Genomic DNA, 25973 nt, shown 5'->3' on the forward strand with positions numbered 1-25973 from the left:
GCGCTTCGCTCAGGCGAAGGTCTTGGCGAAAGCGTCGATCTCGGCCTTCAGCTTGGCGCGCAGATCGTCCGACAGCGCCTTTTCCTTGCGGATGGCGTCGAGAATGTCCTTGCCGGCTGCACGCATGTGGCTGAGCAGGCCATGCTCGAACTTGCCGACCTGATTGACCGGCAGTTTGTCGAGATAGCCGTTGACGCCAGCAAAGATCACCGCGACCTGCTCTTCCGTCTTCAGCGGCGAAAACTGCGGCTGCTTGAGGAGTTCGGTCAGGCGCGACCCGCGGTTGAGCAGACGCTGCGTGGCGGCGTCGAGATCCGAGCCGAACTGCGCGAAGGCCGCCATTTCGCGGTACTGCGCGAGCTCGCCCTTGATCGAGCCGGCAACCTGCTTCATCGCCTTGATCTGCGCGGCCGAGCCGACGCGGCTGACCGACAGGCCGACGTTCACGGCAGGACGGATGCCCTGGAAGAACAGGTTGGTTTCGAGGAAGATCTGGCCGTCGGTGATCGAGATCACGTTGGTCGGGATGTAGGCCGACACGTCGTTGGCCTGCGTTTCGATAATCGGCAGTGCGGTCAGCGAACCACCGCCCAGATCGTCGTTGAGCTTGGCGGCGCGCTCGAGCAGGCGCGAATGCAGGTAAAAGACGTCGCCGGGATAGGCTTCGCGGCCCGGCGGGCGGCGCAGCAGCAGCGACATCTGGCGATAGGCGACGGCCTGCTTCGATAGATCGTCATAGCTGATCAGCGCATGCATGCCGTTGTCGCGGAAGTACTCGCCCATGGTGGCGCCGGCGAATGGCGCCAGGAACTGCATCGGCGCCGGATCGGAAGCGGTGGCGGCGATGATGATCGAATATTCGAGCGCGCCGCGCTCTTCCAGCACCTTGACGAACTGCGCGACGGTCGAGCGCTTCTGGCCGACGGCGACGTAGACGCAGTAGAGCTTTTCCTTCTCGGGGCCGTTGTCGTGCACCGACTTCTGGTTGAGCATGGTGTCGAGAATGATAGCGGTCTTGCCGGTCTGGCGGTCGCCGATGACCAGCTCGCGCTGGCCGCGGCCGACCGGGATCAGAGCATCGATTGCCTTGAGGCCGGTCGACATCGGCTCGTTCACCGATTTGCGCGGGATGATGCCGGGCGCCTTGACGTCGACGCGCTTGCGCTCGACTGCCTTGATCGGGCCCTTTCCGTCGATCGGATTGCCGAGCGCGTCGACGACGCGGCCGAGCAGGCCGGGGCCGACGGGAACGTCGACGATGGCGCCGGTGCGCTTGACGATGTCGCCTTCCTTGATGTCGCGGTCGGCACCGAAGATGACGACGCCGACATTGTCGGCTTCGAGGTTGAGCGCCATGCCGCGGATACCGCCCGGGAATTCGACCATCTCGCCGGCCTGGACATTGTCGAGGCCGTAGACACGGGCGATACCGTCACCGACGGACAGCACCTGTCCAACTTCGGAGACCTCGGCCTCCTTGCCGAAATTCTTGATCTGGTCTTTCAGAATTGCGGAAATTTCCGCGGCGCGGATGTCCATCAGCCGACCTCTTTCAGTGCAAGCTTGAGCGAATTGAGTTTGGTTTTGAGCGACGTATCGATCTGGCGCGAGCCCATCTTGACCACCAGCCCGCCAAGCAGCGACGGATCGACGGTGACCGAGATGGCCACGTCCTTGCCGGCAACGCTCTTCAGCGCGGCCTTGAGTTCGGTCTGCTGGGCTGCCGTCAGTTCATGTGCTGAAGTCACTTCGGCAGCAGTCTCGCCACGATGTTCGGCTGATATCTGGCGGAACGCCCTGATCATGCCGGGAATGGCGAACAGCCGGCGGTTGCGGGCGACGACACGCAGGAAATTGCCGGTGAGGCCGGCAATCCCGGCCTTGTCGGCGATCGCCGCGATGGCCTTGGCCTGATCCTCGCTGGAAAACACCGGGCTGTTGATCAGCCTGGTAAGATCGGCGCTGCCTGCCAGCATGGCTTCGAAGCTGTTGAGGTCGGCTTCGACCTTGGCGACGGAATTTGCCTGCAGGGCGAGTTCGAACAGCGAACCCGCATAGCGTTCTGCGACACCTGAGATTGGCGATGACGATTGAGCCACGGACCGTCTTTTCTCTTGTCTGACAGGCCGTAGATTGTTGGCGCGAGCAAAAACTCTGGCTAAATCTTTGACCTTACTGCATTTTTTCGAGCACGGAGGCGCGGCTTCCGCTATCCCCTGCCGAAAGTCGATTGCCGTCTAGCACAGGCATTTTAAGACCGCAATGCGTCGTTCCGCATGGTTTTCAGGCACTATTGTCGCATCCGGCGAAAGTCGCCGCCCTTCCATCGCGGAATCCCTAACGATTCAAGGCAGAAAGCCAAAGGCGAAGGCAAGCGGCAGCGCCGCCAGCGCCAATTCCACCACGATGGAAACCCAATTGAATGGCGTGTTGGCGCCATCCGACATCATCGACAGCAGCCGACCAAAGGCGGTGAACAGCCAGGAGAAGCCAAGCGTCATGTAGATCAGCGGCTGCGCCAAGAGGATGCAGCACAGGCCGACGCCGAGATAGAAGCCCGACATCCTGCCACGCCCCTCGGCGATCGCAGCCGCCTTCTCGGGCTTGGCCTGCAAGCGCAGGATCCGGAAGGCTAGACTGGGTGCCAGAAAAAACAAAAGCCCGAGCAGCACGGTGACGACGGCGCTCGACCACGCCAGCCATTCGCCCTGACTCGTCGGCCACGGAAGCGCATAATCCATCTCGTCCCCTCGAAAATGCCTTTCTTGAAATTCCGCGCATTCTAGCGGAGGAAAAACCCCGCGCCAGATGGCGCCGGGAACTTTAGGAGAGGCGCATCAACCGAGCGCGAATTCCACTGCCGCCTCGGCATGGATGCGCGTCGTGTCGAAGACCGGAATGTCGAAATCCTGCTGGCCGATGAGCATGGTAATCTCGGTGCAGCCCATGATGACGCTGTCGGCCGCCTCTTCGCGGCGCAGGCGTTCGGTCTCGGCGAGATAGGCCGCCTTCGAGATTTCCGTGACGATGCCCTGGCACAGTTCGTCGTAGATGACGCGATGGATCATGTCTCGCCCGGCCGCATCGGGCACGACGGAGCTCAAGCCAAATTTGTCCGCGAGCCGGCCCTTGTAGAAATCCTGCTCCATGGTGAACCGCGTCGCCAGCAGTGCCGGGCGCTGCATGCCGGCGCGCTTGACCGCGACGGCCGTGGCGTCGGCGATGTGGATCAGCGGGATCGACACCGACGCCTGCACCTGGTCGGCCAGTTTGTGCATGGTGTTGGTGCACAGAAGCAAGCCATCCGCGCCGCCGGCCTCGAGCTTGCGCGCCGCTTCGACAAGAAGCACGCCGGCGCCCTCCCAGTCGCCGTGGTGCTGCCGCTCGGCGATCTCAGCGAAGTCGAACGACCACAGCAGCAATTTGGCCGAATGCAGCCCGCCCAGCCGCTCGCGCACGATCTCGTTGAGCAGGCGATAGTAGATGGCCGTCGATTCCCAGCTCATGCCGCCCAGAAGGCCAAGGGTTTTCATAAGGGCTGTTCCTTTGCCGTATAATTCCTATATTATGACCACATGAGACCACAAGGAGATTTGCCGTGAGAACGATGCAGGTTCGGGAGGCCAAGGCAGGGTTCTCGGCGCTCGTCGAGGCCGCAGAGAGCGGAGAGCCCACCATTATCACAAAGCACGGCAAGCCGGCAGCGGCCGTTGTCTCGGTCGAGGACTTACAAAAGCTTTATCCAGCCAAGCGTCGAAACTTCGGGGAGTTTCTCCTGACCTATCCGGGAGGGATCGAGCTTGAAAGGAACGAGTCACCGTCGCGGGATATCGACCTTTGAGCGGTTATCTTCTCGACACTTCCATCTTATCCGCGTTCGCTCCCGGCAGGCCGGCGCTTGCGAAAGACGTCGCCAATTGGATTGTAGCGCAAGGTGAAAAGCAAACGCTCTTCATACCGGTTATTGCGATCACCGAAATCGAGAAAGGCATACGCAAGCTCGATCGCGCTGGGGCCAAAAACCGCGCGGACAGCCTCACCGTCTGGCTCAACGACACCATTGAGGGATTTGCAGATCAGATTCTAGCGGTCAATGCCGATATAGCGCGAAGAGCGGGCCGAATGGAGGAAGCAGTCTCTGCGAAAGGGAAGAATCCGGGCTTGGCGGACATACTGATCGCTGCTACGGCGGTAGCTAACGGGCTCACCGTAGTTACAGCAAACGTCAGGCATTTTGAAGCGCTTGACGTTTGGTGCTGGAATATACTGCAAGACCCGCCGAGCCTCGACTAATCATTTTTACAAAAAGCTTTGCGGGTCGATATCCACCTGCACCCGGACCGAGCCGCGCTGTTTCGGCCCGTTGGCCAGCATGGCGCGGATAAAGCCTTGCATGTCGGCGCGCCGTTCGCCCTGGATCAGCAGGCGGAAACGGTGACGGCCGCCAAGCAGGGACAGCGGTGCCTCGGCCGGCCCCAGCACAAACAGGTCGGTGGCTTCGGGCGCAGAGCGGCGCAGGCCGCGTGCATGGCCCTCGGCTTCGGCTCGCGTCACCGCGCTGACGATGACACCGGCCAGCCGGCCGAAGGGCGGCAGGGCGGCCCGCTCGCGCTCGGCGATCTCGCGCTCGTAAAAGGCCTCGGCGTCACCGGAGACGATCGCCCTCATCACCGGATGGTCCGGCTGGAAGGTCTGTAGCAGGCCGAGGCTCTTCTTACCGGTACGGCCGGCGCGGCCGGTCACCTGGCTGAGCAGTTGGAAGGTGCGCTCGGCGGCGCGCGGATCACCATTAGCAAGGCCGAGATCGGCATCGACGACGCCGACCAGCGTCATGTTGGGGAAATTGTGGCCCTTGGCGACGAGCTGCGTGCCGATGACGATGTCGGCCTCGCCATTGGCGATCGCCTCCAACTCCAATCGCAGCCGCCGCACGCCGCCCATCAGGTCGGACGACAAAACGATGGTGCGCGCGTCGGGAAAATGCGCGACGACCTCTTCGGCGATACGCTCGACACCTGGCCCGCAGGCGACCAGGTGGTCAAGCGTGCCACATTCCGGGCAGGCTTCGGGACGGCGCTCATTGTGCCCGCAATGATGGCAGACCAGCTGGCCGCGAAAGCGGTGCTCGACCAGCCAGGCCGAGCAGACCGGGCAACCGAAGCGATGGCCGCAGACCCGGCATAGCGTCAACGGCGCATAACCGCGCCGGTTTAGGAAGAGCAGCGACTGCTCCTTCCTCTCCAGCGTCTGGCGCATCTGGTCGAGCAGCACCGGCGACAGGAAGCCGCCGCGCGCCGGCGGTGCGCGGCGCATGTCGACTGCCTTGAGATGGGGGAGCGCCGCCTCGGCGAAACGGGCAGAAAGAACGGCTCTGTTGTATTTGCCTTGGCTCGCATTGACCCGGCTTTCCACCGATGGCGTCGCCGACGCCAGCACCACCGGAAAGCTGCCGATATGGCCGCGCACCACCGCCATGTCGCGCGCATTGTAGAAGACGCGATCCTCCTGCTTGTAGGCAGGGTCGTGCTCCTCGTCGACGACGATCAGGCCGAGTTCCTTGAACGGCAGGAACAGCGCCGAGCGCGCGCCGGCGACGACCCGCACGCCGCCTTCCGCCACTTGCCGCCACACTTTTTCGCGCATCCGCGGCGGCAGGTCGGAATGCCATTCGCCCGGCTTGGCACCGAAGCGCTGCTGGAAGCGCTCGAGAAAGGCATGCGTCAGCGCGATTTCCGGTAGCAGGATCAACACCTGCTTGCCCTGGTCGAGCGCGGCCGCCACCGCCTCGAAATAAACCTCCGTCTTGCCCGATCCGGTAACGCCGTCGAGCAGTGCGACATTGAACACGCCGGCTGCGACATTGGCGCGCAGCATCAGCGCCGCGTCGCTCTGGTCCGGCATCAGTTCCGGTGTGGCGTAGATGGAATCGGGCGCGGCCACCACCGGGCGCGGCGGGATCATCACCGTCTCGAAGACGCCTTGCGCCCTCAGGCCGTCGATCACCGTCGACGACACGCCTGCGGCATGAGCCAACCCGGACCGCGTCCAGGCAAGGCCGCCTTCGGCCGTCTCCAGCACCCGCTCCCTGGCGGCCGTCATCCGGTCGGGCACCAGAAGCGTGCGCTGCAGCCCCTCGATCCATGGTTCGGGATCGAATGCTTCCGGTGCCCTGAGCAGCATGCGCGCCACCATGCCCGGTGGCGACAGCGTGTACTGCGCCACCCAATCGACGAAACGGCGCATCGCGCGGTCGATCGGCGGGCAGTCGAAGACCTGCTCGATCGGGCGCAACTTCTTCGCATCGACCTTCTCGACCATGCCATCCCAGACGATGCCGGCTACCTGGCGCGGGCCGAGCGGCACGCGCACGATCGAGCCCGGCACCACGTGCATGCCGGTGGGCACGGCATAGGTGTAGGGGCGTTCGGCGGGCATCGGCACCAGCACCGGTGCGGCTGCGACAAAGGGCGAATCTTCGATCATGAGGCGTGACCTTGCCCTGACTTTGGTCTAGATCAAAGGCCGACCCCGAATGTGCATGGCATGCACATAAAAATCTTCAGGAGACCTGCCATGAAATTTTTTGTCGACACCGCCGATATCAAGGATATCCGTGAGCTGAACGATCTGGGACTGCTCGATGGCGTTACCACCAACCCGTCGCTGATCCTGAAATCCGGCGGCAAGATCTCCGAGGTCACCAAGCAGATCTGCGACATCGTCGAAGGGCCGGTGTCGGCGGAAGTGGTGGCCACCGAATTCAAGGCCATGATGGCGGAGGCCGAGACGTTGGCCAAGATCGCGCCCAATGTCTGCATCAAGGTGCCACTGACGCTCGACGGGCTGAAGGCCTGCAAGACGATCCGCACCCAGATGAACCGTATGGTCAACGTCACGCTGTGCTTCTCGGCCAACCAGGCACTGCTGGCGGCCAAGGCCGGCGCTTCCTTCATTTCGCCCTTCGTCGGCCGTGTCGACGACACCGGCGCGGACGGCATGGAGCTGATCCAGGAGATCCGGCAGATCTACGAAAATTACGATTTCCAGACCGAGATCCTCGTCGCTTCGGTCCGCACGGTGAACCATGTCAAGCAGGCAGCCCTGATCGGCGCCGACGTTGTTACCGCGCCGCCGGCGACGCTGAAGGCGCTGGTCAACCATCCGTTGACCGACAAGGGCCTCGCCGCCTTCCTCGCCGACTGGGCCAAGACCGGCCAGAAGATCGGCTGAGCGATCCGATATCCGATACGAAAAGAAGGCCGGGCAACCGGCCTTTTTATGCGCCGCGGATTGAAGCGACGGCCGATCAATCCGTGCCGTCATCGTCAGGCGCGGTTGCCGACGGGCGCCGCCCCATGATGATTTCGCGTTTGCCGACATGGTTGGGTGCCCCGACCAACCCTTCCTTTTCCATGCGTTCGACCAGGGATGCGGCGCGGTTGTAACCGACGCCCAGGCGGCGCTGGATGTATGACGTCGAACACTTCTTGTCGCGCACCACCACCTTGACCGCCTCGTCGTAGATGGAATCACTGTCTTCGGCTGCAGCCGATCCCTTGTCGAAGACCGCGCCTTGGTCGGCTTCGACTTCTTCCTCATCCTCGTCGGCTGTCACGGTTTCCAGATATTCAGGCCGGCCCTGCGCCTTCAGATGTGCCACGACGTGCTCGACCTCCGCATCTGAAACGAAGGGACCATGCACGCGGGAAATGCGCCCCCCACCCATCATGTGCAACATGTCGCCCTGGCCGAGGAGCTGTTCGGCGCCCTGCTCGCCAAGGATGGTGCGGCTGTCGATCTTGGACGTCACCTGGAAGGAAATCCGGGTTGGGAAATTGGCCTTGATGGTGCCTGTGATGACATCGACGGAAGGGCGCTGCGTTGCCATGATCAGGTGAATGCCGGCAGCGCGCGCCATCTGCGCCAGACGCTGGATGGCGCCTTCGATCTCCTTGCCGGCGACCATCATCAGGTCGGCCATCTCGTCGACGATGACGACGATGTAGGGCATTGGCGCAAGATCGATTTCCTGCTGTTCGAAAAGCGGCTCGCCGGTGCCCTTTTCGAAACCGGCCTGCACGGTCATGACAACCGTCTCGCCCTTGTCGCGGGCAGCGGCCGCACGCTCATTGTAGCCATCGATGTTGCGCACACCGAGCCGAGCCATCTTGCGATAGCGGTCCTCCATTTCGCGCACCGCCCACTTTAGCGCGGTGACGGCTTTCTTGGGGTCCGTGACGACGGGCGTCAGAAGATGCGGAATGCCGTCATAAACGGAGAGTTCGAGCATCTTGGGATCGACCATGATCAGCCGGCATTCCTCCGGCTTCAGCCGGTAGAGCAACGACAGGATCATGGTGTTGATGGCAACCGACTTGCCGGAGCCGGTGGTTCCGGCCACGAGCAGGTGAGGCATCTTCGCCAGTTCGGCGATGACCGGCTCACCGCCGATCGTCTTGCCCAGGCAAAGCGCCAGCTTGCAACTGGTCCTGCGGAAGCCCTCCGATTCAATCAGCTCGCGGAAATAGACGGTTTCGCGCGTCTCGTTCGGAAGCTCGATGCCGATGACGTTGCGACCAGGCACGACGGCGACGCGCGCCGAAATCGCCGACATGGAGCGGGCTATATCATCGGCAAGCCCGATGACACGGGAGGATTTTACCCCCGGCGCCGGCTCGAACTCATAGAGCGTGACGACCGGGCCGGGGCGAACATGAATGATCTCGCCACGCACCCCGAAATCCTCGAGCACGCTTTCCAACAAATCCGCGTTCTGCTCGAGCCGCTCCTGCGACATGTAGAAGCCTTGCCCCTCCGGGGGCTGCTGCAACAGCTCTTCCGAAGGAAGCTCATAAAGGTCGCCCGCCGTTGACAGCACAATATTCCCGGCCCTTGGCAAGCACGGAGAGCGAGCACCGGCGGCCCTGACAGTGACATCCACGCCGGCCGGCGAAGGAACGGCATCGCTTTTAGCAGCGAGGATTGCGGCAGCTTCGGCCCGGAGCGGAATGCTCGCAGATACGTCAGGCTGGACGACGACCTGGTTCGAGTTAGCCGGCAAAACGTCCGGCAGCGGCTTCGAGGCCTGACCTGGAAGCCATTCGATGACGCGAAACAGCGAGGTGGCATCGGTCGGCGAGCGGTTGTCGAGCCGCTCACGGGCGATGACAGGCGCTGCGACGACCGGTGCCGGCGAGGTTGGGCTGGCCTGCCGGGCCTGTGACGAAACATCGACCAGATAGGGCGCCATAGCCTCGAAGAAGGCGTGATCCGAAAGATAGGGCCAGCGCAGTTTTTCGGCAGTGGCCGGTTTGATCGGCGCGCCCGGAGCGGCAGCCCCGCGCGCGGAAGCTCGTCCCGTTGCTGCCGTCACCGGAGCTACGACACTCACCTTCTCTCTGGCCCGTCCCGGAAGAGCGAGAGACGCGGCCGGCGTTGATGGTCTTTGCGTGGCGGCTCCGCGGCCGGCCAGCGGCTGGGAGGCTGGGGTTTTCACCGAGGCCGGCAACGCCAGGAGCGAGGGCACGGAGGATGCCTGATCGACCACGGCTTGCGCGACTGTTTGCGGCGTGGGGAGCGCGTCTGTATCGCCTTGCTCGGCAACACGCTCGTGCTGCGGGCGTTGCTTCTTGGCTTCATAGTCTGGTGTGCGGGTGAAACGCACGTTGGGCGCGAGGAAGAAGTATTCCTGCCAGGCAGGACTTTCGATATCGCCGCTTTTCAAAGACGCGTTGCTCGCCTCCGCGCCCCTTGGCTCCATATAAGGCCGCCTGTTGCCGCCGAGATCGACAATCGGCGCGGAATAGCCGGCCTGGTGCGTGCCGGGCTGCCGGCCATCCAGTCCCTTGTGGGCCGGACGATCAAGATCGCCTGTCGCGGCTGAAGACGTTCGCTGCCCGCCCTTGTCACGCTTCACCTCGGGATCATCAGGCGACGCTGCCTTCAATAAATTGACCCGGGAAAAACGCCTGGCTTCCATTCTCAAGACTCACTCTGAACTGTTGCCGAGCAATAGGGAGCGAGTGGTTAACAGTTGCTTCCCGAATGGATCGCCAACGATCCTTGGACAGCAAAATCGTCGTGACAGCCTCTTCGAACGACGCAACCGAATCGTCATCTCACAGCGCACGCCGCTGGCGCGACCTGCCCGCTGTGCTGGGGCGGCGGATGGCGTCTCTTCGCGGCGATGCAGGACGTCTCTATCCGGGAACCTGATCGTGATCTCACAATCATCCCACCATGCTTGGGCCGCTAGGCCGATGGCCGTGCTAGCTGGCCTTGGCGTGCCTGACCAGATCCTGGGCGATGGACAATTGCAGCGCTTCGGCCAGTTCGCGCGCGGCGCGATTCTCGGCGTCGATCTGCGCCCGGTACGCGGCGAACTCCTGACGCGGCCTGTCGAAGGACGAGGTGATCGAACGCTTGCCGGATGCGATCACCACACCGGTCTTCACATCGGACAGCGTATAGTTGCCAGTCAGCGTCACTGAACCGGCGGTCGGTTCGTCCTCGTTGGTCCCAACCTGCACAAGTGCCGCGGATTCGACGGCTTCGGTCACGCCGAGATTGAGCGAATAGGCCGGTGAGGCCGGCTCGCCGGCACCTCGTCCAAACCCGAAAATCAGATCGTTGCGCACCTGCTGGGCATAACGCGAGTTGACCGGCTTGATGGCGATCGAAGCCAGTTCGGCATTGGCGCTCGCCTGCGAACCCGACAGCGACGCGCTCGAATAGAGCGGCCGCACGGTGCAGGCCGAGACAAGCGCGAGCGAGCCGACCAGGCCGGCGAACGCGATATGGCGCAGCACATGGCTCAGCCCTGTCTTTTCCCGATCAGGCAACGACATTGACGATCCTCTGCGGCACGATGATCACCTTGCGCGGAGCCTTTCCTTCGAGCGCTTTCTGCACGAAGTCGAGAGCCAATACCGCTTTTTCGACCGCACCTTGGTCCGCGTCGCGGGCAATTGTCAAATCTCCCCGCTTCTTGCCGTTGACCTGCACCGGATAGGTGACTTCGTTGTCGACGACCAGCGCCGGATCGAACGCCGGCCACGGCCGTTCGGCAACCAGATCGGTGCCGCTGAGCGTTTCCCAGCACTCCTCTGCCAGATGCGGCATGACCGGTGCGATCAGATGCACGAGAATCTCCACGGCCTGCCGGCAGGCACCCTTGAGTGCTGCATCAGCCTTGCCTTCGGCCACCTCGTTGAGCGGCGAGGTCAGCGCGTTGGCCAGTTCGTACATGCGGGCGATGGCGCGGTTGAAAGCCAGCTTCTCGATATCCTCACCGACCGCCTTCAGGATCTTGTGCGCGGCCTTGGAAACCACAGCGGCCTCGTCGCTGCCAGCCGCCGCGGGCTCGATGCCGGCCAACGTTTCGGCCGCCGTCGACACCAGGCGCCAGATGCGCTGGATGAAGCGATGCGCGCCGGCGGCGCCATCGTCGGTCCATTCAACGTCGCGCTCTGGCGGCGAATCCGACAGCATGAACCAGCGCGCCGTGTCGGCGCCATAGCCATCGGTGATGTCTTCCGGACTGACCGTGTTCTTCTTCGACTTCGACATCTTNGTGGGCGCCAGCCAGCGGCCATTCGATGCCGAGCCGACGCGATAGGTCTCGTGCACCACCATGCCTTGCGTGAACAGCCCTTTGAACGGCTCGGCCAGATCGACATGACCGGCCTCGCGCATGGCACGGGTGAAGAAGCGGGAATAGAGCAAGTGCAGGATCGCGTGCTCGATGCCGCCAATATACTGGTCGACAGGCAGCCATTCATTGGCCGCCTTGGGATCAGTCGGTTCATGCGCCCAGGGTGCTGTGAAGCGCGCGAAATACCAGGACGAATCGACGAAGGTGTCCATCGTGTCGGTTTCGCGCCGCGCATCTCTACCGCATTGCGGGCATTTCACATGCCGCCATGTCGGATGCCGGTCGAGCGGATTGCCCGGCCGGTCGAAATCGACATCGTCGGGCAACTTGACCGGCAGGTCGGCTTTCGGCACCGGCACCACGCCGCAATCCTCGCAATGGATCATCGGGATCGGGCAGCCCCAGTAGCGCTGGCGCGAAATGCCCCAGTCGCGCAGGCGGAAATTCACCTTGCGCTCCGCCATCGGCCGGTTGCCGATGGTCTTCTGTTCCAGCAGCTTCGCCACCTCGTCGAAAGCCTGATCCGGCTTCATGCCGTCGAGGAAGCGCGAGTTGATCATCACGCCATCGTCGACAAAGGCTTGATCGATGATCTGGAAGCTTGCCGGATTCTCGCCTTCCGGCATCACCACCGGGATAACCGGCAGGCCGTATTTGGTGGCGAAGTCGAGGTCGCGCTGGTCGCCGGACGGACAGCCGAAGATGGCGCCGGTGCCGTATTCCATCAGCACGAAATTGGCGACATAGACAGGCAGCGTCCAGCTGTCGTCAAACGGATGGACGACGCGGATACCGGTGTCAAAGCCCTTCTTCTCAGCCGTCTCAAGCGCCGCCACCGAGGTGCCCATATGGCTGATATCCTCGATGAACCTCGCCAGCGCCGGATTGCCTTCCGCAGCCTTCTTGGCCAGCGGATGATCGGCGGCGACAGCCATGAAGGAAGCGCCGAAGATGGTGTCGGGCCGTGTCGTATAGACTTCCAGCTCATGCTCGCCACCGACAGCATCTGCCAGCGGCCAACGGATCAGGAGGCCTTCCGAGCGGCCGATCCAGTTCTGCTGCATCAGCTTCACTTTTTCCGGCCATTCCTCGAGGCCGTCGAGCGAATCCAGCAGATCCTGCGCAAAGTCGGTGATCTTGAAGAACCACTGCGTCAGTTCGCGCTGTTCCACCAGCGCGCCCGAGCGCCAGCCGCGCCCGTCGATGACCTGCTCGTTGGCGAGCACGGTCATGTCCTCCGGATCCCAGTTGACCTTGGAGGACTTGCGCGTCACCAGCCCCTTCTCGACGAAATCGAGGAACAGCATCTGCTGGCGATGGTAGTAGTCGACGTCGCAGGTGGCGAATTCGCGCGCCCAGTCCAGCGACAGGCCCATAACCTTGAGCTGCTCGCGCATGGTGGCGATGTTTTGATAGGTCCATTCCTTGGGATGGACCTTGTTCTGCATCGCCGCGTTCTCGGCCGGCATGCCGAACGCGTCCCAGCCCATCGGGTGCAGCACGTTGAAACCCTTGGCCCGCTTGTAGCGTGCCACGACGTCACCCATCGTGTAGTTGCGGGTGTGGCCGATATGGATCCGCCCCGACGGATAGGGGAACATCTCCAGCACGAAGTATTTCGGGCGCGGATCGTCATTGTGCGCTTCGAACAGCTTCTTGGCGTCCCAGGCCTTCTGCCATTTGGGCTCTGACGCGCGCGGATTGTATCGTTCGGTTGCCATGGGATTATTTTCACTTAAAAGCATGCGCGAACTGCGGGCAACGGCTCGGCAGTTCAGGGAATGTGGTCCGGGTGTTCACCATGGTTTGGCAAACCCGTCAACCATATGGGTATCGCGTCTGACAAAAACGCGGGCCAAAACAGCAGGATTTGCATATGGGCGACGCCGTTCAGCAGTTTTTCACGGTCAAGGCCAGGATTGCTGCGGCGGAACACGAGGCTGGCCGCCAGGCTGGAGCGGTGACGCTGGTCGCGGTTTCCAAGACTTTTGACGCCGCCGACATACGCCCGGTCATCGAGGCCGGCCAGCGCGTCTTCGGCGAAAACCGGGTGCAGGAAGCGCAAGGCAAATGGCCGGCGCTGAAGGAGGCATTTGCGGATATCGAACTGCATCTGATCGGCCCGCTGCAGTCGAACAAGGCGAAAGAGGCGGTGACGTTGTTCGATGTCATCGAGACGGTCGATCGCGAGAAGATCGCCGCCGAACTTGCCAAGGAGATCGCCAGGCAAGGCCATGCGCCAAGGCTTTATGTCCAGGTCAACACCGGCTCCGAGCCGCAGAAGGCCGGCATCGAGCCGCGCCAGGCCGTCGCCTTCGTCGCCCGCTGCCGCGATGTGCACGGCCTCGCCATCGAGGGCCTGATGTGCATCCCGCCAGCTGATGAAAATCCGGGTCCGCACTTTGCCCTGCTGGAGAAGCTTGGCCGTGAGGCCGGCGTCGCCAAGCTGTCGATGGGCATGTCCGGCGACTACGAGACTGCAGTCGCCTTCGGCGCCACCAGCGTCAGGGTCGGTTCCGCGATCTTCGGCATTCGATAGCCATTGATAGTTGCAGTTCGAGCGCGGCATTTCTTGCTGCCTCACCGCAACAATGCTATATCTAGCCAAGCTAGCTAGGAAGCATTCGCATGAACTGGCATCTTCAGGACGCAAAGAACAATTTTTCCAAGGTGGTTCAACGCGCGCGCAGCGAGGGACCGCAGACGGTGACCCTGCGCGGCGAGCGCGCCGCAGTGGTGCTCTCTGCGGAAGACTACGACCGCTTGGCCGGAAAGAAGAAAAGCCTTGCCGAGTATCTTTTGACGGGCCCGGTCTGGGACGATGATTTCGCCGAGGAGGTCAACCGTCGCTCGGATACGATGATTCGGGATGTCGACCTCTGATGTACCTGCTCGACACGAACATCGTTTCGGACGTGCAGAGGCGGCTACCCAAGCCGACTGCGTGGCTGGCTTCGATCGATCCGGACTCCCTGAATCTCAGCGTCATCACAATTGGTGAAATCGAACGCGGAATCGTCAAGCAGCGTAAGGTCGATGCTGAAAGGGCCACGCGTCTCGATATGTGGCTGCGCGAGCTTCGCCGCGACAACGCCGACCGCATTCTTGCCGTTACGGAAGATGTCGCGTTGGCTTGGGGGCGCATCACTGCTGGTCGTACACGGGGCAGCGCCGACACGCTCATCGCGGCAACCGCGCTTGTCCATGACCTCATTCTCGTGACCTGCAATGTTGCCGACTTTGATAATACCGGCGTGACGGTCTTCAATCCCTGGGTGATCTGACCCGTCCCACATTGCCACAAAGCCCGGAGGTTGGATGCGGCAGCCGCGTCATAGCATCGCATTGCGATGCCGCGCCCCCTCCCTACCTCCGTCGGAGACCTGAGCGACCGTCATGGCCGTTCCTTTGCAATGTCGAAGGAGGGCATCATGAACAACGAACACCTTTCCCCCAATCAACCCCGTGACCGGCCTCACAACCGGCATGTCTCCGACCGGCTGCATCCAGACATCTACGGTCTGATTGCTGGGCTTGCCGGGTGGTACGCATTGTCCGCCTGGGCAGGCTTCGGCGGCAGCAGCTACGCCGATTATCTTCTCGTCGTCATGACCGGCTTCCTTGTTATGGCGGTGGCGTTGCCGGCCGTCGCCGGGCATGTCTGGTATCGGCACCGCCCGTGGACACCCGCGAGCATCGGCAGCTTCGAGGATTGGATCGCCGGCGAATTCGATCTCGGCCAGGGCAACCGCGTTGCCTCCAAGAGAGCGCTGCTCGAAATTCTGCTGCCGCTTGCCGCCGTCGCCTTCGGCATGACAGCCTTCGCGATCGTGGCGCTACTGGCCAGCTGACCGTCGGGCACGTCCAGGCATTGGCCAGATGAGAAATTCTTTGGGCCAACACTAGAAACGAAACGTACCGTTCCTATTTGTTTTGTGTCGTCACAAACTCTCTGGAGCCTCCACCATGCGTTATAACCAGCTTGGAAATACGGGGATGTTCGTCTCCGAACTCTGCCTCGGCACCATGACCTTCGGTGCCGCCGGCGAAAATGCCCAATGGGGCCTGATCGCCAGCCTCGACCAGAAGGGCGTCAACGAGATCGTTGCCCGCTCGCTCGCCGCCGGGGTCAATTTCTTCGACACCGCCGACGTCTACTCCTTCGGCGCGTCCGAACGGCTGCTCGGCCAGTCGCTCAGGGATCTCGGCGTCAACAGACAGAATGTTGTCATCGCCACCAAGGTGCACGGCGCCATGGGCGAAGGCCCAAACCAGCGTGGCTCGTCACGCGGCCACATCATGGATTCGGTCGACGCCAGTCTCGAGCGGCTGCAGCTCGACCATATCGATCTCTATCAGCTGCACGGCACCGACACCGTGGCGCCGATCGACGAGANCGGCTGCAGCTCGACCATATCGATCTCTATCAGCTGCACGGCACCGACACCGTGGCGCCGATCGACGAGACGCTGCGGGCGCTGGACGATCTCGTTGCAAGCGGCAAGGTCCGCTATGCCGGTGTCTCTAACTGGCAGGCCTGGCGCATCGCCAAGGCGCTCGGCATCGCCGACCGCAAGGGTTTTGCTCGCTTCGAGACCGTCCAGTCGTATTACTCGATAGCCGGTCGCGACCTTGAACGCGAGATCGTGCCGCTGCTCAATGAGGAGAAGCTCGGCCTGATGGTGTGGTCGCCGATGGCCGGCGGACTGCTGTCGGGTAAATACGGGCCCGGCGCACCGGGCAATGGCGAAGGGCGCCGCGCTTCCTTCAACTTCCCACCGGTCAACGAGGACCGCGCCTGGGCGGCTGTGGCCGTCATGCGCGAGATCGCCAAAAAGCATGACGTGAGTGTCGCGACAGTCGCGCTGGGCTATGTTCTGGCCAAACCCTTCGTGATGAGCGTCATCATCGGCGCGAGCCGCATGGAGCAGCTGGAGCAGAATCTTGCGGCGACGCAGCTGAGGCTCGACGCCGACGATCTTGTCCGCCTCGATGATGTCAGCGCCTTGCCGGCCGAATATCCCGGCTGGATGCTGGAGCGTCAGGCTGCCGGCCGGCGTCCGGCGCCGTTCACGCCGAAACCATAACGCGGCCAATGCCGACATCTCGGGAGCCCATGGGCTCCCGAGTGCCAGTCAGCTCAGCCGAACGCTCTCCCCGAGAAAATCGAGAAAGGCGCGCACCCGCGCCGGCAGATGCCGGCCTTGGCCGACATAGACGGCGTGGGTGGCCTCCTCATCGCCTGGATTGAAATCCTCGAGCAGCGGCACCAGCCGGCCGGCAGCGATATCGGCCGCCACGTGCCAGCGGGCCAGCCGGGCGATGCCCGCGCCCGCCAACGCCATCAGCCGCATTGCCTCGCCATCGCTCACCAGCGTGTTGCCGATGATTGGAACCATGATGGAGTTGCCAGCCGCATCGAGAAAAGGCCAACCGTCGAGGTGCCGCACGAAACCGAAGCCCATGCGGTTGTGCCTGTCGAGATCGGTCGGTGTCAGCAGCGTCCCGTGCGTTTCGACGTATGAGGGCGCCGCGACGACCACCACCGGGCTTTGCCCAAGCTTTCGCGCCATCAGCCGTGATTCGCTGAGCGGCCCGGCACGAATGGCGACGTCGGCACGTTCCGCCATCAGGTCGATGACGCTGTCGCTCAGCACCAGATCGACCGAAATCTCGGGATAGCGCTCGAGGAAGCGCGGCAGCAGCGGGATCAGCCGGTGCACTCCGAAGGGAACGTAGGTGTTGACGCGCAGCCGTCCGCGCGGTGCCGCACCCGCCGCGGCCTCCTGCTCGGCCGCCGCCATGTCGGCGAGGATACGCAGGCCGCTTTCGTAGAACGCGGTGCCTTCCGGCGTCAGTTGCAGTTTTCGCGTCGAACGGCTGACCAGCCGCGCGCCGAGCCGCGCCTCCAGCCGCGCGATCAGCTTGCTGACCGCCGACGGCGTCATCCGCAATGCGCGTGCCGCGGAGGAAAAACTACCGTCCTCGACAACACGAACGAAGACTTCGATCTCGCCGGAGCGATTGATGTCGGGTCTAGCCATCTGTGAATCTATTTCACAGAAAATATGCCCAGAGCAAGTCTGGTTCACAATGCACGGTGACACGATCTTTCGGGCCGGGGCGCGGGACGGCGCTCCTCGCCATCGAAGTGGAAACCGCCATGCCTCTTGCTCTCTACGCTCTCGCCGCCGGTGCCTTCGGCATCGGTGTCACCGAATTCGTCATCATGGGTCTGCTGCTCGATGTCAGCAAGGATCTCGGCGTCTCGATCTCGGCCGCCGGCCAGCTCATTTCCGGCTATGCGCTTGGCGTCGTCATCGGCGCGCCGTTGCTGACCATCGCCACCGGCAACTGGCCGCGCAAGACCGTGCTTCTGGCGCTGATGGCGATCTTCACGCTTGGCAATCTAGCCTGTGCGCTGGCGCCAGACTACTGGACTTTGATGGGCGCCCGCATCATCACCGCCTTTGCCCATGGCACCTTCTTCGGCGTCGGCTCTGTTGTCGCCACCGGACTGGTCGCACCCAACAGGAAGGCCTCGGCGATCGCGCTGATGTTCACCGGCCTGACCATCGCCAACATCCTCGGCGTGCCCTTCGGCACCTGGCTCGGCCAGACCTTTGGCTGGCGCGCGACTTTCTGGGTGGTGACCCTAGTCGGTCTGGCGGCTTTCGCCGTTATCCTGGCTCTGGTGCCACGCAGCCGGATAGCGCCCGAAAAGAGCGAGCTCCGCGCCGATCTGGCTGTGCTGCGCCGCACGCCCGTCCTGCTCGGCCTCGCCACCACCGTGCTCGGCTATGCCGGTGTCTTCATGGTCTTCACGTACATCGCCCCGCTGCTGACCGAGATAAGCGGCTTCAAGGAAGCGGCGGTATCGCCGATCCTACTCGTCTTCGGCGGCGGTCTCATCGCCGGCAATCTCGTGGGCGGCAAGGTCGCCGACCGCTGGCTGGTGCCGGCCGTGCTCGGCAGTCTGGTGGTGCTGGCAGTGGTGCTCGCCACCATGACCTTCGCCATCCACAGCCAGGTGATGGCCGTGATCTATGTCGGCCTGCTTGGCGTTGCCGCCTTCGCCACCGTGGCACCGCTGCAGATGTGGGTGCTGGACAAGGCGCAAGGTGCGGGCCAGAGCCTCGCCTCGTCCTTCAACATTGCCGCCTTCAACCTCGGCAACGCCGCAGGTGCCTGGCTCGGTGGCGTGGTGATTACCCATGACCTCGGCCTTGGTGCGCTCACCTGGGTCGCCGCCCTCCTGCCGCTCACGGCACTCGCCGTGGCGGGACTGGCGTTGCGTCTCGATCGCCACGTCACGCTCGGCGCGCCTGCCTCCGTCCGGTCGTGAATATCTGAACCGGATCGCTTTCGACACCCTTCTTCCACACCACCAGGAGCAAGAAAATGGACTATCGACGTCTCGGTGCATCAGGCCTGAGAGTGCCCGCACTCTCGTTTGGCGCGGGAACCTTTGGCGGTTCCGGCCCACTGTTCGGCGCCTGGGGCAACAGCGACGCCAGGGAAGCGCGGCGGCTGATCGACATCTGCCTTGAAGCCGGCGTCAATTTGTTCGACACCGCCGACGTCTACTCGAATGGTGCCTCGGAACAGGTGCTTGGCGAAGCCATAAAAGGCCGCCGCGACGCCGTGCTGATCTCGACCAAGACTTCGCTGCCGATGGGCGACGGCCCCGCCGATTATGGCTCGTCGCGTTCGCGGCTGATCAAGTCGGTAGACGCCGCGTTGAGACGTCTCGGCACCGACTACATCGACCTTTTGCAGCTACATGCCTTCGATGCCGGCACGCCTGTCGAGGAGGTTCTGTCGACGCTGGACGAACTCGTACGCGCCGGCAAGTTGCGCTATGTCGGCGTCTCCAATTTTTCCGGCTGGCAAGTGATGAAGTCGCTGGGGGAAGCCGACAAGCACGGCTACCCGCGCTATGTCGCGCATCAGGTCTACTACTCGCTGGTCGGCCGCGACTATGAATGGGAGCTGATGCCGCTTGGCCTCGACCAGGGCGTCGGCGCGCTGGTGTGGAGCCCGCTCGGCTGGGGCCGCCTGACCGGCAAGATCCGCCGTGGCCAGGCTTTGCCGGAAAAGAGCCGGCTGCACGACACGGCAAGCTTCGGGCCACCGGTCGAGGACGAGCATCTCTACCGGGTCATGGATGCGCTGGACGCGGTGGCCGGGGAAACCGGCAAGATCGTGCCGCAGATCGCCATCAACTGGCTGCTGCAGCGCCCGACCGTATCGTCGGTCATCATCGGCGCCCGCAACGAGGAACAGCTGCGCCAGAACCTTGGCGCTGTCGGCTGGAATTTGACGCCGGAGCAGATGAAAAAGCTTGACGCGGCGAGCGAAGTCACCGCGCCCTATCCGTATTTCCCCTATCGCCGCCAGGAAGGCTTCGCCCGGCTGAACCCGCCGGCGGTGTGAGTTGGCGACCCCTGAACGGCGGCCCTGCCGCCGTTCAGTGCAAGACGAACTCGCCATCCACCTTGCGCCATTCATTCGGCGCGATCAGCTTCTGGTGTGTGTAGCTGATCGAATGCAGCGGCCCGTCGAGCTTGGCCTTCCAGAATTCGATGAACTTGATCAGCACCGGAAACGTCGGCGCCAGATCGTAGTCCTGCCAGATGAAGCTCTGCAATAGATGCGGATGATCGGGGAAATGATAGAGAATCTTGGCCGTGGTCAGGCCATAGCCTTTGAACATCAGGTCCATTTCGGAATGGTCGCGCATGGCAGTCCTCTTGGGCGGTCTCTGGTTGAGTCTCCTTTCCTCCCAAGGTCAGAGTGTGCGCGCCGTTGCTTAACTGTCTATTGATTTTTCCTGATCGAGAACGGGTTTTCCGCGCGAAAACATGCAGTTAGCAGCGAGCTGATCTGAGTGCTGACAGCCTTGGATAGGCCCCCTGCGGCATCCCGCCGCGCGAATCCAACGTCTAATATTGCGATGACGGACGAACTGGTAATAATGCCGCCGAATTCGCGGCAGCTTTGCTGCGATCCCGCCGGCGTTTCAAGCCGGCGGATCGGTTTGGGAGGGAAGTCCGGAATGTCCGAGGTTCATGTCCATCGCGTCCAGCCGGCGTGGAAGAAAAACGCGCTGATCGACAATGACACCTACCTGAAATGGTATGCCGACAGCGTCAAGAACCCGGACAAGTTCTGGGGCAAGCACGGCAAGCGCATCGACTGGTTCAAGCCTTACAGCAAGGTCAAGAACACCTCCTTTGATGGCAAGGTCTCGATAAAATGGTTCGAGGACGGGCTGACCAACGTCTCGGTCAACTGCATCGACCGGCACCTGAAGAAGCGGGGCAACCAGACCGCCATCATCTGGGAAGGCGACAATCCCTACGACGACAAGAAGATCACCTACAACGAGCTCTACGAGCATGTCTGCCGGCTTGCCAATGTGATGAGGAAGCACGGCGTCAAGAAGGGCGACCGCGTCACCATCTACATGCCGATGATCCCGGAAGCCGCCTATGCGATGCTGGCCTGCACTCGGCTAGGCGCGATCCACTCGATCGTCTTCGGCGGCTTTTCGCCGGACGCGCTGGCCGGTCGCATCGACGATTGCAAGTCGACCTTCGTCATCACCGCCGATGAGGGCCTGCGTGGCGGCAAGCCGATCCCGTTGAAGGACAACGCCGACAAGGCGATCGACATCGCCGCGAAGGCCGGAACGAAAGTCGAAAAGGTGGTGGTCGTGCGCCGCACCGGCGGCAAGACCGGCTGGGTGGCCGGACGCGACGTCTGGTACCATGACGAGGTCGCGACGGTCAGGCCTGAGTGCAAGCCGGAGAAGATGAAGGCCGAGGATCCGCTGTTCATCCTCTATACCTCGGGCTCGACCGGCAAGCCGAAGGGCGTGCTGCATACCACCGCCGGCTACCTCGTCTACGTCTCGATGACGCACCAATATGTCTTCGACTACCATGACGGCGATATCTACTGGTGCACCGCCGACGTCGGCTGGGTGACCGGACACAGCTACATCGTCTACGGCCCGCTCGCCAACGGCGCCACCACGCTGATGTTCGAAGGCGTGCCGAACTATCCGTCGCAGTCGCGCTTCTGGGACGTCATCGACAAGCACAAGGTCAACATCTTCTACACCGCGCCGACGGCGCTGCGCGCGCTGATGGGCGCCGGCGATGCGCATGTCACCAAGACGTCGCGCAAATCGCTGCGTGTGCTGGGTTCGGTCGGCGAGCCGATCAACCCGGAAGCCTGGGAGTGGTATTTCAACGTCGTCGGCAACGGCAAGGTGCCGATCGTCGACACCTGGTGGCAGACCGAGACCGGCGGCATCCTGATCACGCCGCTGCCTGGCGCCACCGATCTCAAGGCAGGTTCGGCGACGCGGCCGTTCTTCGGCGTCAAGCCGCAACTGCTCGACGGCGAAGGCAAGGTGCTGGAGGGTGCCGCAGACGGCAATCTGTGCATCACCGATTCCTGGCCCGGCCAGATGCGCACCGTCTATGGCGATCACGATCGCTTCATCCAGACCTATTTCTCGACCTATAAGGGCAAGTACTTCACCGGCGACGGCTGCCGCCGCGACGCCGACGGCTATTATTGGATCACCGGCCGCGTCGACGACGTCATCAACGTCTCCGGCCATCGCATGGGCACGGCAGAAGTCGAATCGGCGCTCGTCAGTCACGACAAGGTTTCGGAAGCCGCCGTCGTAGGCTATCCGCACGACATCAAGGGCCAGGGCATTTACTGCTACGTCACGCTGATGGCCGGCGAGCAGCCGAGCGAGGAATTGCGCAAGGAGCTCATCGCTCATGTCCGCAAGGAGATCGGTGCCATCGCTTCGCCCGACAAGATCCAGTTCGCGCCCGGCCTGCCCAAGACGCGCTCGGGCAAGATCATGCGCCGCATCCTGCGCAAGATCGCCGAGGATGATTTTTCGGCACTCGGCGACACCTCGACGCTGGCCGACCCAGCCGTCGTCGACGATCTGATCGCCAATCGGCAGAACAAGAAGGCCTGACAAAAACCAGGACTGCACTGGCATTCTGGTTCGCCACAACGCGCATAATCTCGGCGTTTATTGCACGTCGATCGGCCGGCCGGCATCAAGGTCGGCGACACGATGCGTGTCCTGTAAGCTACCGGTACAGATCCGCCCGCGTCGGCGGCAGCCCGCTTGGGCCACGCGCGCGCTTGGTGGCGACGGTCTGGAAAATCTGCGCCGAGGCGCGCTCGAAGGTGATCGAACAGCCGGTCAGGTAGAGCAGCCACAGGCGTGCCTTCGGCTCGCCCACCTCGGCGATTGCCTCCGCGAAACGTGCACGCAATCGCTCGGCCCACAACCTGCAGGTGCGGGCATAGTGCTCGCGCAGGTTCTCGACATCGTAGATGAGAAAACCGTGCGCTTCGAGATTGCCGAGCGTCATGCCGATGGTGTCGAGTTCCCCGCCGGGGAAGATGTATTTAATCAGCGCCTTGTATTCCGGCCCCTTGCGCAAGGTCTTTTTCATGTCGCCCTTGCTGCGCCTGGTGATGGCGTGATGCAGGTAGATGCCGCCCGGATTGAGCAGGCGATGAACGGTCGAGAAATAAGCGGCATGGTTGGCAAGGCCGAGATGCTCGAACATGCCGATTGACGATATCTTGTCGAACGAGCCGGAGAGTTCCGTATAGGATTTTATCTCGATGGTGATGCGGTCCTCCAGCCCCTCGGCGCGGATGCGCTCACGGGCAAGACTGGTCTGCGCCTCCGACAGCGAGACACCATGGCCGATGACGCCATAGTTCTTCGCGGCATGGATGAGCATCGCTCCCCAGCCACAGCCGATGTCGAGCAGTCTTTCTCCAGGCTTCAGCCGGAGCTTGCGACAGATGTGGTCGAGCTTGTCGATCTGCGCTTGATCGATGCTGTTGGCGAAATCCTTGAAGTAGCCGCAGCTGTAGACCATGCGCTCGTCGAGGAAGAGCCGATAGAAAGCGTTCGAAATGTCATAGTGATGCTGGATCGCTTCCTGGCTTGAACCGCTGACGAAGGGATTGCGTCCTGAAAGATCGGTCCGCGCCGTCATCTGTTTCCTTGAAAACAGCACTGCCGGCAGGTCCCGCAGGATCGCCAGCTTCGGCAATGTCTTCAACTTCGTCCTGAGTTTGCCTTGCGAGGGCAAGGCGTAGAAATCGAACAGCGATCCCTCTTCGATGTCGACGGTCTTGGATATCCACATTTCGATCAGCGTCGAGAAGGTGGGGTGGCGGACCATCTGCCAGACGATGTCCTGGTCGTTGATGGTGAGCACGGGGCCGGTGACCGGGCCGATCCGTTCGCCGGTCCACAATCTGACCGCGAAGCCTGGCTTCAGCGTCTCGATGATCGTTCGAACGATCCGAGCTGCCTTGTCGGCTGCCTCCATGACAATCCTCCCTCGCTTCTAGCTTGGTCAGGTTGAGTTTGCCCGTCAGACCGGTCGGTCGCAATCCCGCGGAAAACCCGCTGGCGCCTTTTTCAACACGACGCCTTGCCATTTCCCAAATGAGACCCCATCATCTCGGTGTGTTCAACAAATCGAAAGGAGGTGATCCGATGTCGAGTGATTTCGTTTTCCAGAACGTGGCCTCAGCGGATTGCACTTTCGGGAAGCAGTCTTCCCGTTAAGGCGCGAAATGCGCGGCGGGTGATCTGATAGGTCACCGCCTTGGGCCGCGCCACGGACGGAAACACGGAAGGCCGCCGGCTTCGAAAGAAGAGGCGGCCTTTTCCGTTTGCGGACTACTGAGTCAACGCGACCTTTTCGGTGTTGCGGATGATTTCCTGAAAGGCGGCGTCCAATTCCACTCCGGTGGACACGTCGAAGAAATGTCTCTTGGCGGTTGAGGTGTCCTTCGATGAACAGCCCTTCAGCACCGCCTTCGCCTGATCCCGCTCGGTTGCCGACATGTCCTTGTCGTTCAGATCGAAGCCGATGGTGAAAATCTCGATGCCGTCATTTTTCATGTTACCGCACAACGTTTCGGCGTTGCCGCGCGCAAGGTTGCCCTGACTATTGTAGCTGCCCCCGACGCCAGCGAAGGCGGTGTTGAACTGGCCATCGGTCATCAGGATCGCGACCTTGGCGATCTTCTTCGGATCGGCATCCGAGGCGCCTTTGCCAAGACCGGCATTGTTGATCGCAGTGCGCCATTGCGGCGACAGCATATAATAGGTCCACTGGATGGCGATCGCGCCCGCCGTGTAACCATCGGCCCGGAAGTCGTCGATCGAATCCAGCAATGCGCTGGACTCGGCGGTCAGCGGGATCACTTTCGCATCAGGGCACCTGTTCATTCCCCCGCCACCGAGATGATCATCCCGGTTGACCAGGGCGTAATATTTCTTGCCGTTCCCGTCCGCCCGAACCGTGTCCGGGCCGTCGGCGCTCAAATCCGCATCGCCATTTTTGTCCTTGCGCTCCGTGGCGCAATTATCCGGGTGCGGCATCGCCGCGCCAACAATGGAGATGTAGTCGCTGAAGGACGGCAGCAAGTTTTTGCCCGTCTTGGCGACGAGAAGCGAACCGCCGGCGACCGGTGGTAGCTCGGAACTCCCTTGCTTCTCGGCATAGACGTTTTCAGCCAGCTTGCCGGCATTCACGCCAGATGCGTACGGCACAATCGCGACGCGAACGCGGGGGTTCTTCGGATCCTGGTTCCGGAGCATGGTCTGGACGGCGTTTTTCGCAGCTGCTTTCAGATCGCCGATCTTGTCGACGTTGCCCCGCTTCGCCATCGATCCTGTTATGTCGAGCATCATCGCCACTTCGATGGTCTTGTCCGAATAGAGCGCCGTCGTGGAAGCGGCGACGCGTCTCGTATCGCTCATGCCGAAAATCGGGAAGAACAAGGCAACATCGACATGGGCATCCACTTGGACCGTCTTGGCGGTCTTGTCGACGATCAGCCGGTCAAGGACGACCTGGCCAGCTTGTAGAATTCCGGCGGTATCGTTGGCGTCGAGAAAAGCCTTCACCGAATTGTTGGCATCGGCTTCCTTGATGACCCCAGTGGTCAGGTCGCGTGCCGTCGATGTCACCGCGGCGTCGATCACGCCTTGGAGGCTCGATTTGGCATTGTAGAGCTGCGAGATGTTGACCGAAAAGCCCGCAGCCAGCGCCAAGACCGAGGCGCTAAGGCCGAACAGGACTGCGAAATTTCCACCGCGATCCCTGGCGAACCCGCCGACCGCTTGAACAAGACCCCCGTAATTCCGCATCCTACAGCCCCCGCTTGCCTCGGCCTCGTCGCCGTGGACAGGGCAACGCAGGATTGCAGCCGGATGGCGCCGCTACGCCTCATA

22 protein-coding genes and 1 pseudogene are annotated in these 25973 nt (G+C 62.4%); 11 read left to right on the top strand and 12 right to left on the bottom strand.

Annotation, left to right across the window (positions count from 1 at the left end):
- Nucleotides 1-9: 9 nt before the first annotated feature.
- The 4 genes from atpA to X744_RS142585 all read right to left on the bottom strand — a co-directional run bounded on the left by atpA (nucleotide 10) and on the right by X744_RS142585 (nucleotide 3533).
- Entirely contained in the window at nucleotides 10-1539 is a 1530-nt protein-coding gene (atpA, locus tag X744_RS142600) for a F0F1 ATP synthase subunit alpha (protein WP_023762495.1), read from the bottom strand.
- Nucleotides 1539-2099, bottom strand: a complete 561-nt coding sequence (locus X744_RS142595; protein ID WP_023762496.1) for a F0F1 ATP synthase subunit delta — start codon at nucleotides 2097-2099, stop codon at nucleotides 1539-1541. Before X744_RS142595 ends, atpA begins: the two co-directional genes overlap by 1 nt.
- 246 nt (nucleotides 2100-2345) lie before the next feature.
- Nucleotides 2346-2741 carry a DUF4345 family protein gene (locus X744_RS142590; protein WP_023762497.1) on the bottom strand — a complete coding sequence of 132 codons (396 nt, stop codon included), beginning with the start codon at nucleotides 2739-2741 and terminating at the stop codon, nucleotides 2346-2348.
- A gap of 96 nt (nucleotides 2742-2837) precedes the next feature.
- Entirely contained in the window at nucleotides 2838-3533 is a 696-nt protein-coding gene (locus X744_RS142585; RefSeq protein WP_023762498.1) for an aspartate/glutamate racemase family protein, read from the bottom strand.
- Between the two features lie 65 nt (nucleotides 3534-3598).
- On the opposite strand from X744_RS142585, the gene X744_RS142580 reads away from it, so the two are divergent.
- On the top strand, nucleotides 3599-3841 hold the full coding sequence (locus tag X744_RS142580) for a type II toxin-antitoxin system Phd/YefM family antitoxin (protein ID WP_031261212.1): 243 nt from the start codon (nucleotides 3599-3601) through the stop codon (nucleotides 3839-3841).
- Nucleotides 3838-4293, top strand: coding sequence for a type II toxin-antitoxin system VapC family toxin (locus X744_RS142575; RefSeq protein ID WP_023762500.1), 456 nt, complete (start codon nucleotides 3838-3840; stop codon nucleotides 4291-4293). The genes X744_RS142580 and X744_RS142575 overlap by 4 nt, the downstream gene beginning before the upstream one ends.
- A gap of 6 nt (nucleotides 4294-4299) precedes the next feature.
- On the opposite strand, the gene X744_RS142570 is transcribed toward X744_RS142575, so the two are convergent.
- Complete coding sequence (locus X744_RS142570; RefSeq protein WP_023762501.1) at nucleotides 4300-6483, bottom strand: primosomal protein N'; 2184 nt, start codon at nucleotides 6481-6483, stop codon at nucleotides 4300-4302.
- A 90-nt stretch (nucleotides 6484-6573) separates the two neighbouring features.
- On the opposite strand from X744_RS142570, the gene fsa reads away from it, so the two are divergent.
- Entirely contained in the window at nucleotides 6574-7230 is a 657-nt protein-coding gene (gene fsa, locus X744_RS142565; RefSeq protein WP_023762502.1) for a fructose-6-phosphate aldolase, read from the top strand.
- 76 nt (nucleotides 7231-7306) lie between these two features.
- Here fsa and X744_RS142560 read toward each other — a convergent pair whose 3' ends face one another.
- The 3 genes from X744_RS142560 to leuS form a co-directional block, all read right to left on the bottom strand.
- Nucleotides 7307-9979, bottom strand: coding sequence for a DNA translocase FtsK (locus X744_RS142560; protein WP_023762503.1), 2673 nt, complete (start codon nucleotides 9977-9979; stop codon nucleotides 7307-7309).
- A 289-nt stretch (nucleotides 9980-10268) separates the two neighbouring features.
- Nucleotides 10269-10847 (bottom strand): LPS assembly lipoprotein LptE, encoded by a 579-nt coding sequence (lptE, locus tag X744_RS142555; protein WP_023762504.1) that lies wholly within the window; start codon nucleotides 10845-10847, stop codon nucleotides 10269-10271.
- The gene (leuS, locus tag X744_RS142550) at nucleotides 10834-13374 is read right to left on the bottom strand and encodes a leucine--tRNA ligase (protein WP_023762505.1); all 2541 of its coding nucleotides are present in this window, start codon (nucleotides 13372-13374) and stop codon (nucleotides 10834-10836) included. Before leuS ends, lptE begins: the two co-directional genes overlap by 14 nt.
- 155 nt (nucleotides 13375-13529) lie before the next feature.
- Between leuS and X744_RS142545 the strand changes: the two genes are divergently transcribed.
- From X744_RS142545 to X744_RS01000000170360, 5 genes and pseudogenes are all read left to right on the top strand, one after another.
- Entirely contained in the window at nucleotides 13530-14192 is a 663-nt protein-coding gene (locus tag X744_RS142545; protein ID WP_023762506.1) for a YggS family pyridoxal phosphate-dependent enzyme, read from the top strand.
- 89 nt (nucleotides 14193-14281) lie between these two features.
- Complete coding sequence (locus X744_RS142540) at nucleotides 14282-14536, top strand: type II toxin-antitoxin system Phd/YefM family antitoxin (protein ID WP_023762507.1); 255 nt, start codon at nucleotides 14282-14284, stop codon at nucleotides 14534-14536.
- Nucleotides 14536-14937, top strand: a complete 402-nt coding sequence (locus X744_RS142535) for a type II toxin-antitoxin system VapC family toxin (RefSeq protein ID WP_023762508.1) — start codon at nucleotides 14536-14538, stop codon at nucleotides 14935-14937. Before X744_RS142540 ends, X744_RS142535 begins: the two co-directional genes overlap by 1 nt.
- Before the next feature lie 147 nt (nucleotides 14938-15084).
- Nucleotides 15085-15504 carry a hypothetical protein gene (locus tag X744_RS142530; protein WP_156938635.1) on the top strand — a complete coding sequence of 140 codons (420 nt, stop codon included), beginning with the start codon at nucleotides 15085-15087 and terminating at the stop codon, nucleotides 15502-15504.
- 115 nt (nucleotides 15505-15619) lie between these two features.
- Nucleotides 15620-16740: pseudogene (locus tag X744_RS01000000170360) on the top strand (aldo/keto reductase).
- Nucleotides 16741-16788: 48 nt separating this feature from the next.
- Here the strand turns inward: X744_RS01000000170360 and X744_RS142525 are convergent.
- Nucleotides 16789-17697, bottom strand: coding sequence for a LysR family transcriptional regulator (locus tag X744_RS142525; RefSeq protein ID WP_023762512.1), 909 nt, complete (start codon nucleotides 17695-17697; stop codon nucleotides 16789-16791).
- A gap of 119 nt (nucleotides 17698-17816) precedes the next feature.
- Between X744_RS142525 and X744_RS142520 the strand changes: the two genes are divergently transcribed.
- Both X744_RS142520 and X744_RS142515 read left to right on the top strand, forming a co-directional pair.
- On the top strand, nucleotides 17817-18998 hold the full coding sequence (locus X744_RS142520; protein ID WP_031261214.1) for an MFS transporter: 1182 nt from the start codon (nucleotides 17817-17819) through the stop codon (nucleotides 18996-18998).
- Between the two features lie 56 nt (nucleotides 18999-19054).
- The gene (locus tag X744_RS142515) at nucleotides 19055-20089 is read left to right on the top strand and encodes an aldo/keto reductase (protein ID WP_023762514.1); all 1035 of its coding nucleotides are present in this window, start codon (nucleotides 19055-19057) and stop codon (nucleotides 20087-20089) included.
- A gap of 34 nt (nucleotides 20090-20123) precedes the next feature.
- Here X744_RS142515 and X744_RS142510 read toward each other — a convergent pair whose 3' ends face one another.
- Nucleotides 20124-20396 carry an usg protein gene (locus X744_RS142510; RefSeq protein WP_031261216.1) on the bottom strand — a complete coding sequence of 91 codons (273 nt, stop codon included), beginning with the start codon at nucleotides 20394-20396 and terminating at the stop codon, nucleotides 20124-20126.
- Nucleotides 20397-20711: 315 nt separating this feature from the next.
- Here X744_RS142510 and acs point away from each other — a divergent pair, with 315 nt between their 5' ends.
- Nucleotides 20712-22667 carry an acetate--CoA ligase gene (gene acs, locus X744_RS142505; protein WP_023762516.1) on the top strand — a complete coding sequence of 652 codons (1956 nt, stop codon included), beginning with the start codon at nucleotides 20712-20714 and terminating at the stop codon, nucleotides 22665-22667.
- Between the two features lie 118 nt (nucleotides 22668-22785).
- Here the strand turns inward: acs and X744_RS142500 are convergent, their stop codons facing one another.
- Nucleotides 22786-24054, bottom strand: coding sequence for a cyclopropane-fatty-acyl-phospholipid synthase family protein (locus tag X744_RS142500; RefSeq protein WP_023762517.1), 1269 nt, complete (start codon nucleotides 24052-24054; stop codon nucleotides 22786-22788).
- 356 nt (nucleotides 24055-24410) lie between these two features.
- Nucleotides 24411-25889 carry a TadE/TadG family type IV pilus assembly protein gene (locus X744_RS142495; RefSeq protein ID WP_031261217.1) on the bottom strand — a complete coding sequence of 493 codons (1479 nt, stop codon included), beginning with the start codon at nucleotides 25887-25889 and terminating at the stop codon, nucleotides 24411-24413.
- Nucleotides 25890-25973: the final 84 nt, after the last annotated feature.

This window comes from Mesorhizobium sp. LNHC252B00, from assembly GCF_000502955.1.
GTDB lineage: Bacteria > Pseudomonadota > Alphaproteobacteria > Rhizobiales > Rhizobiaceae > Mesorhizobium.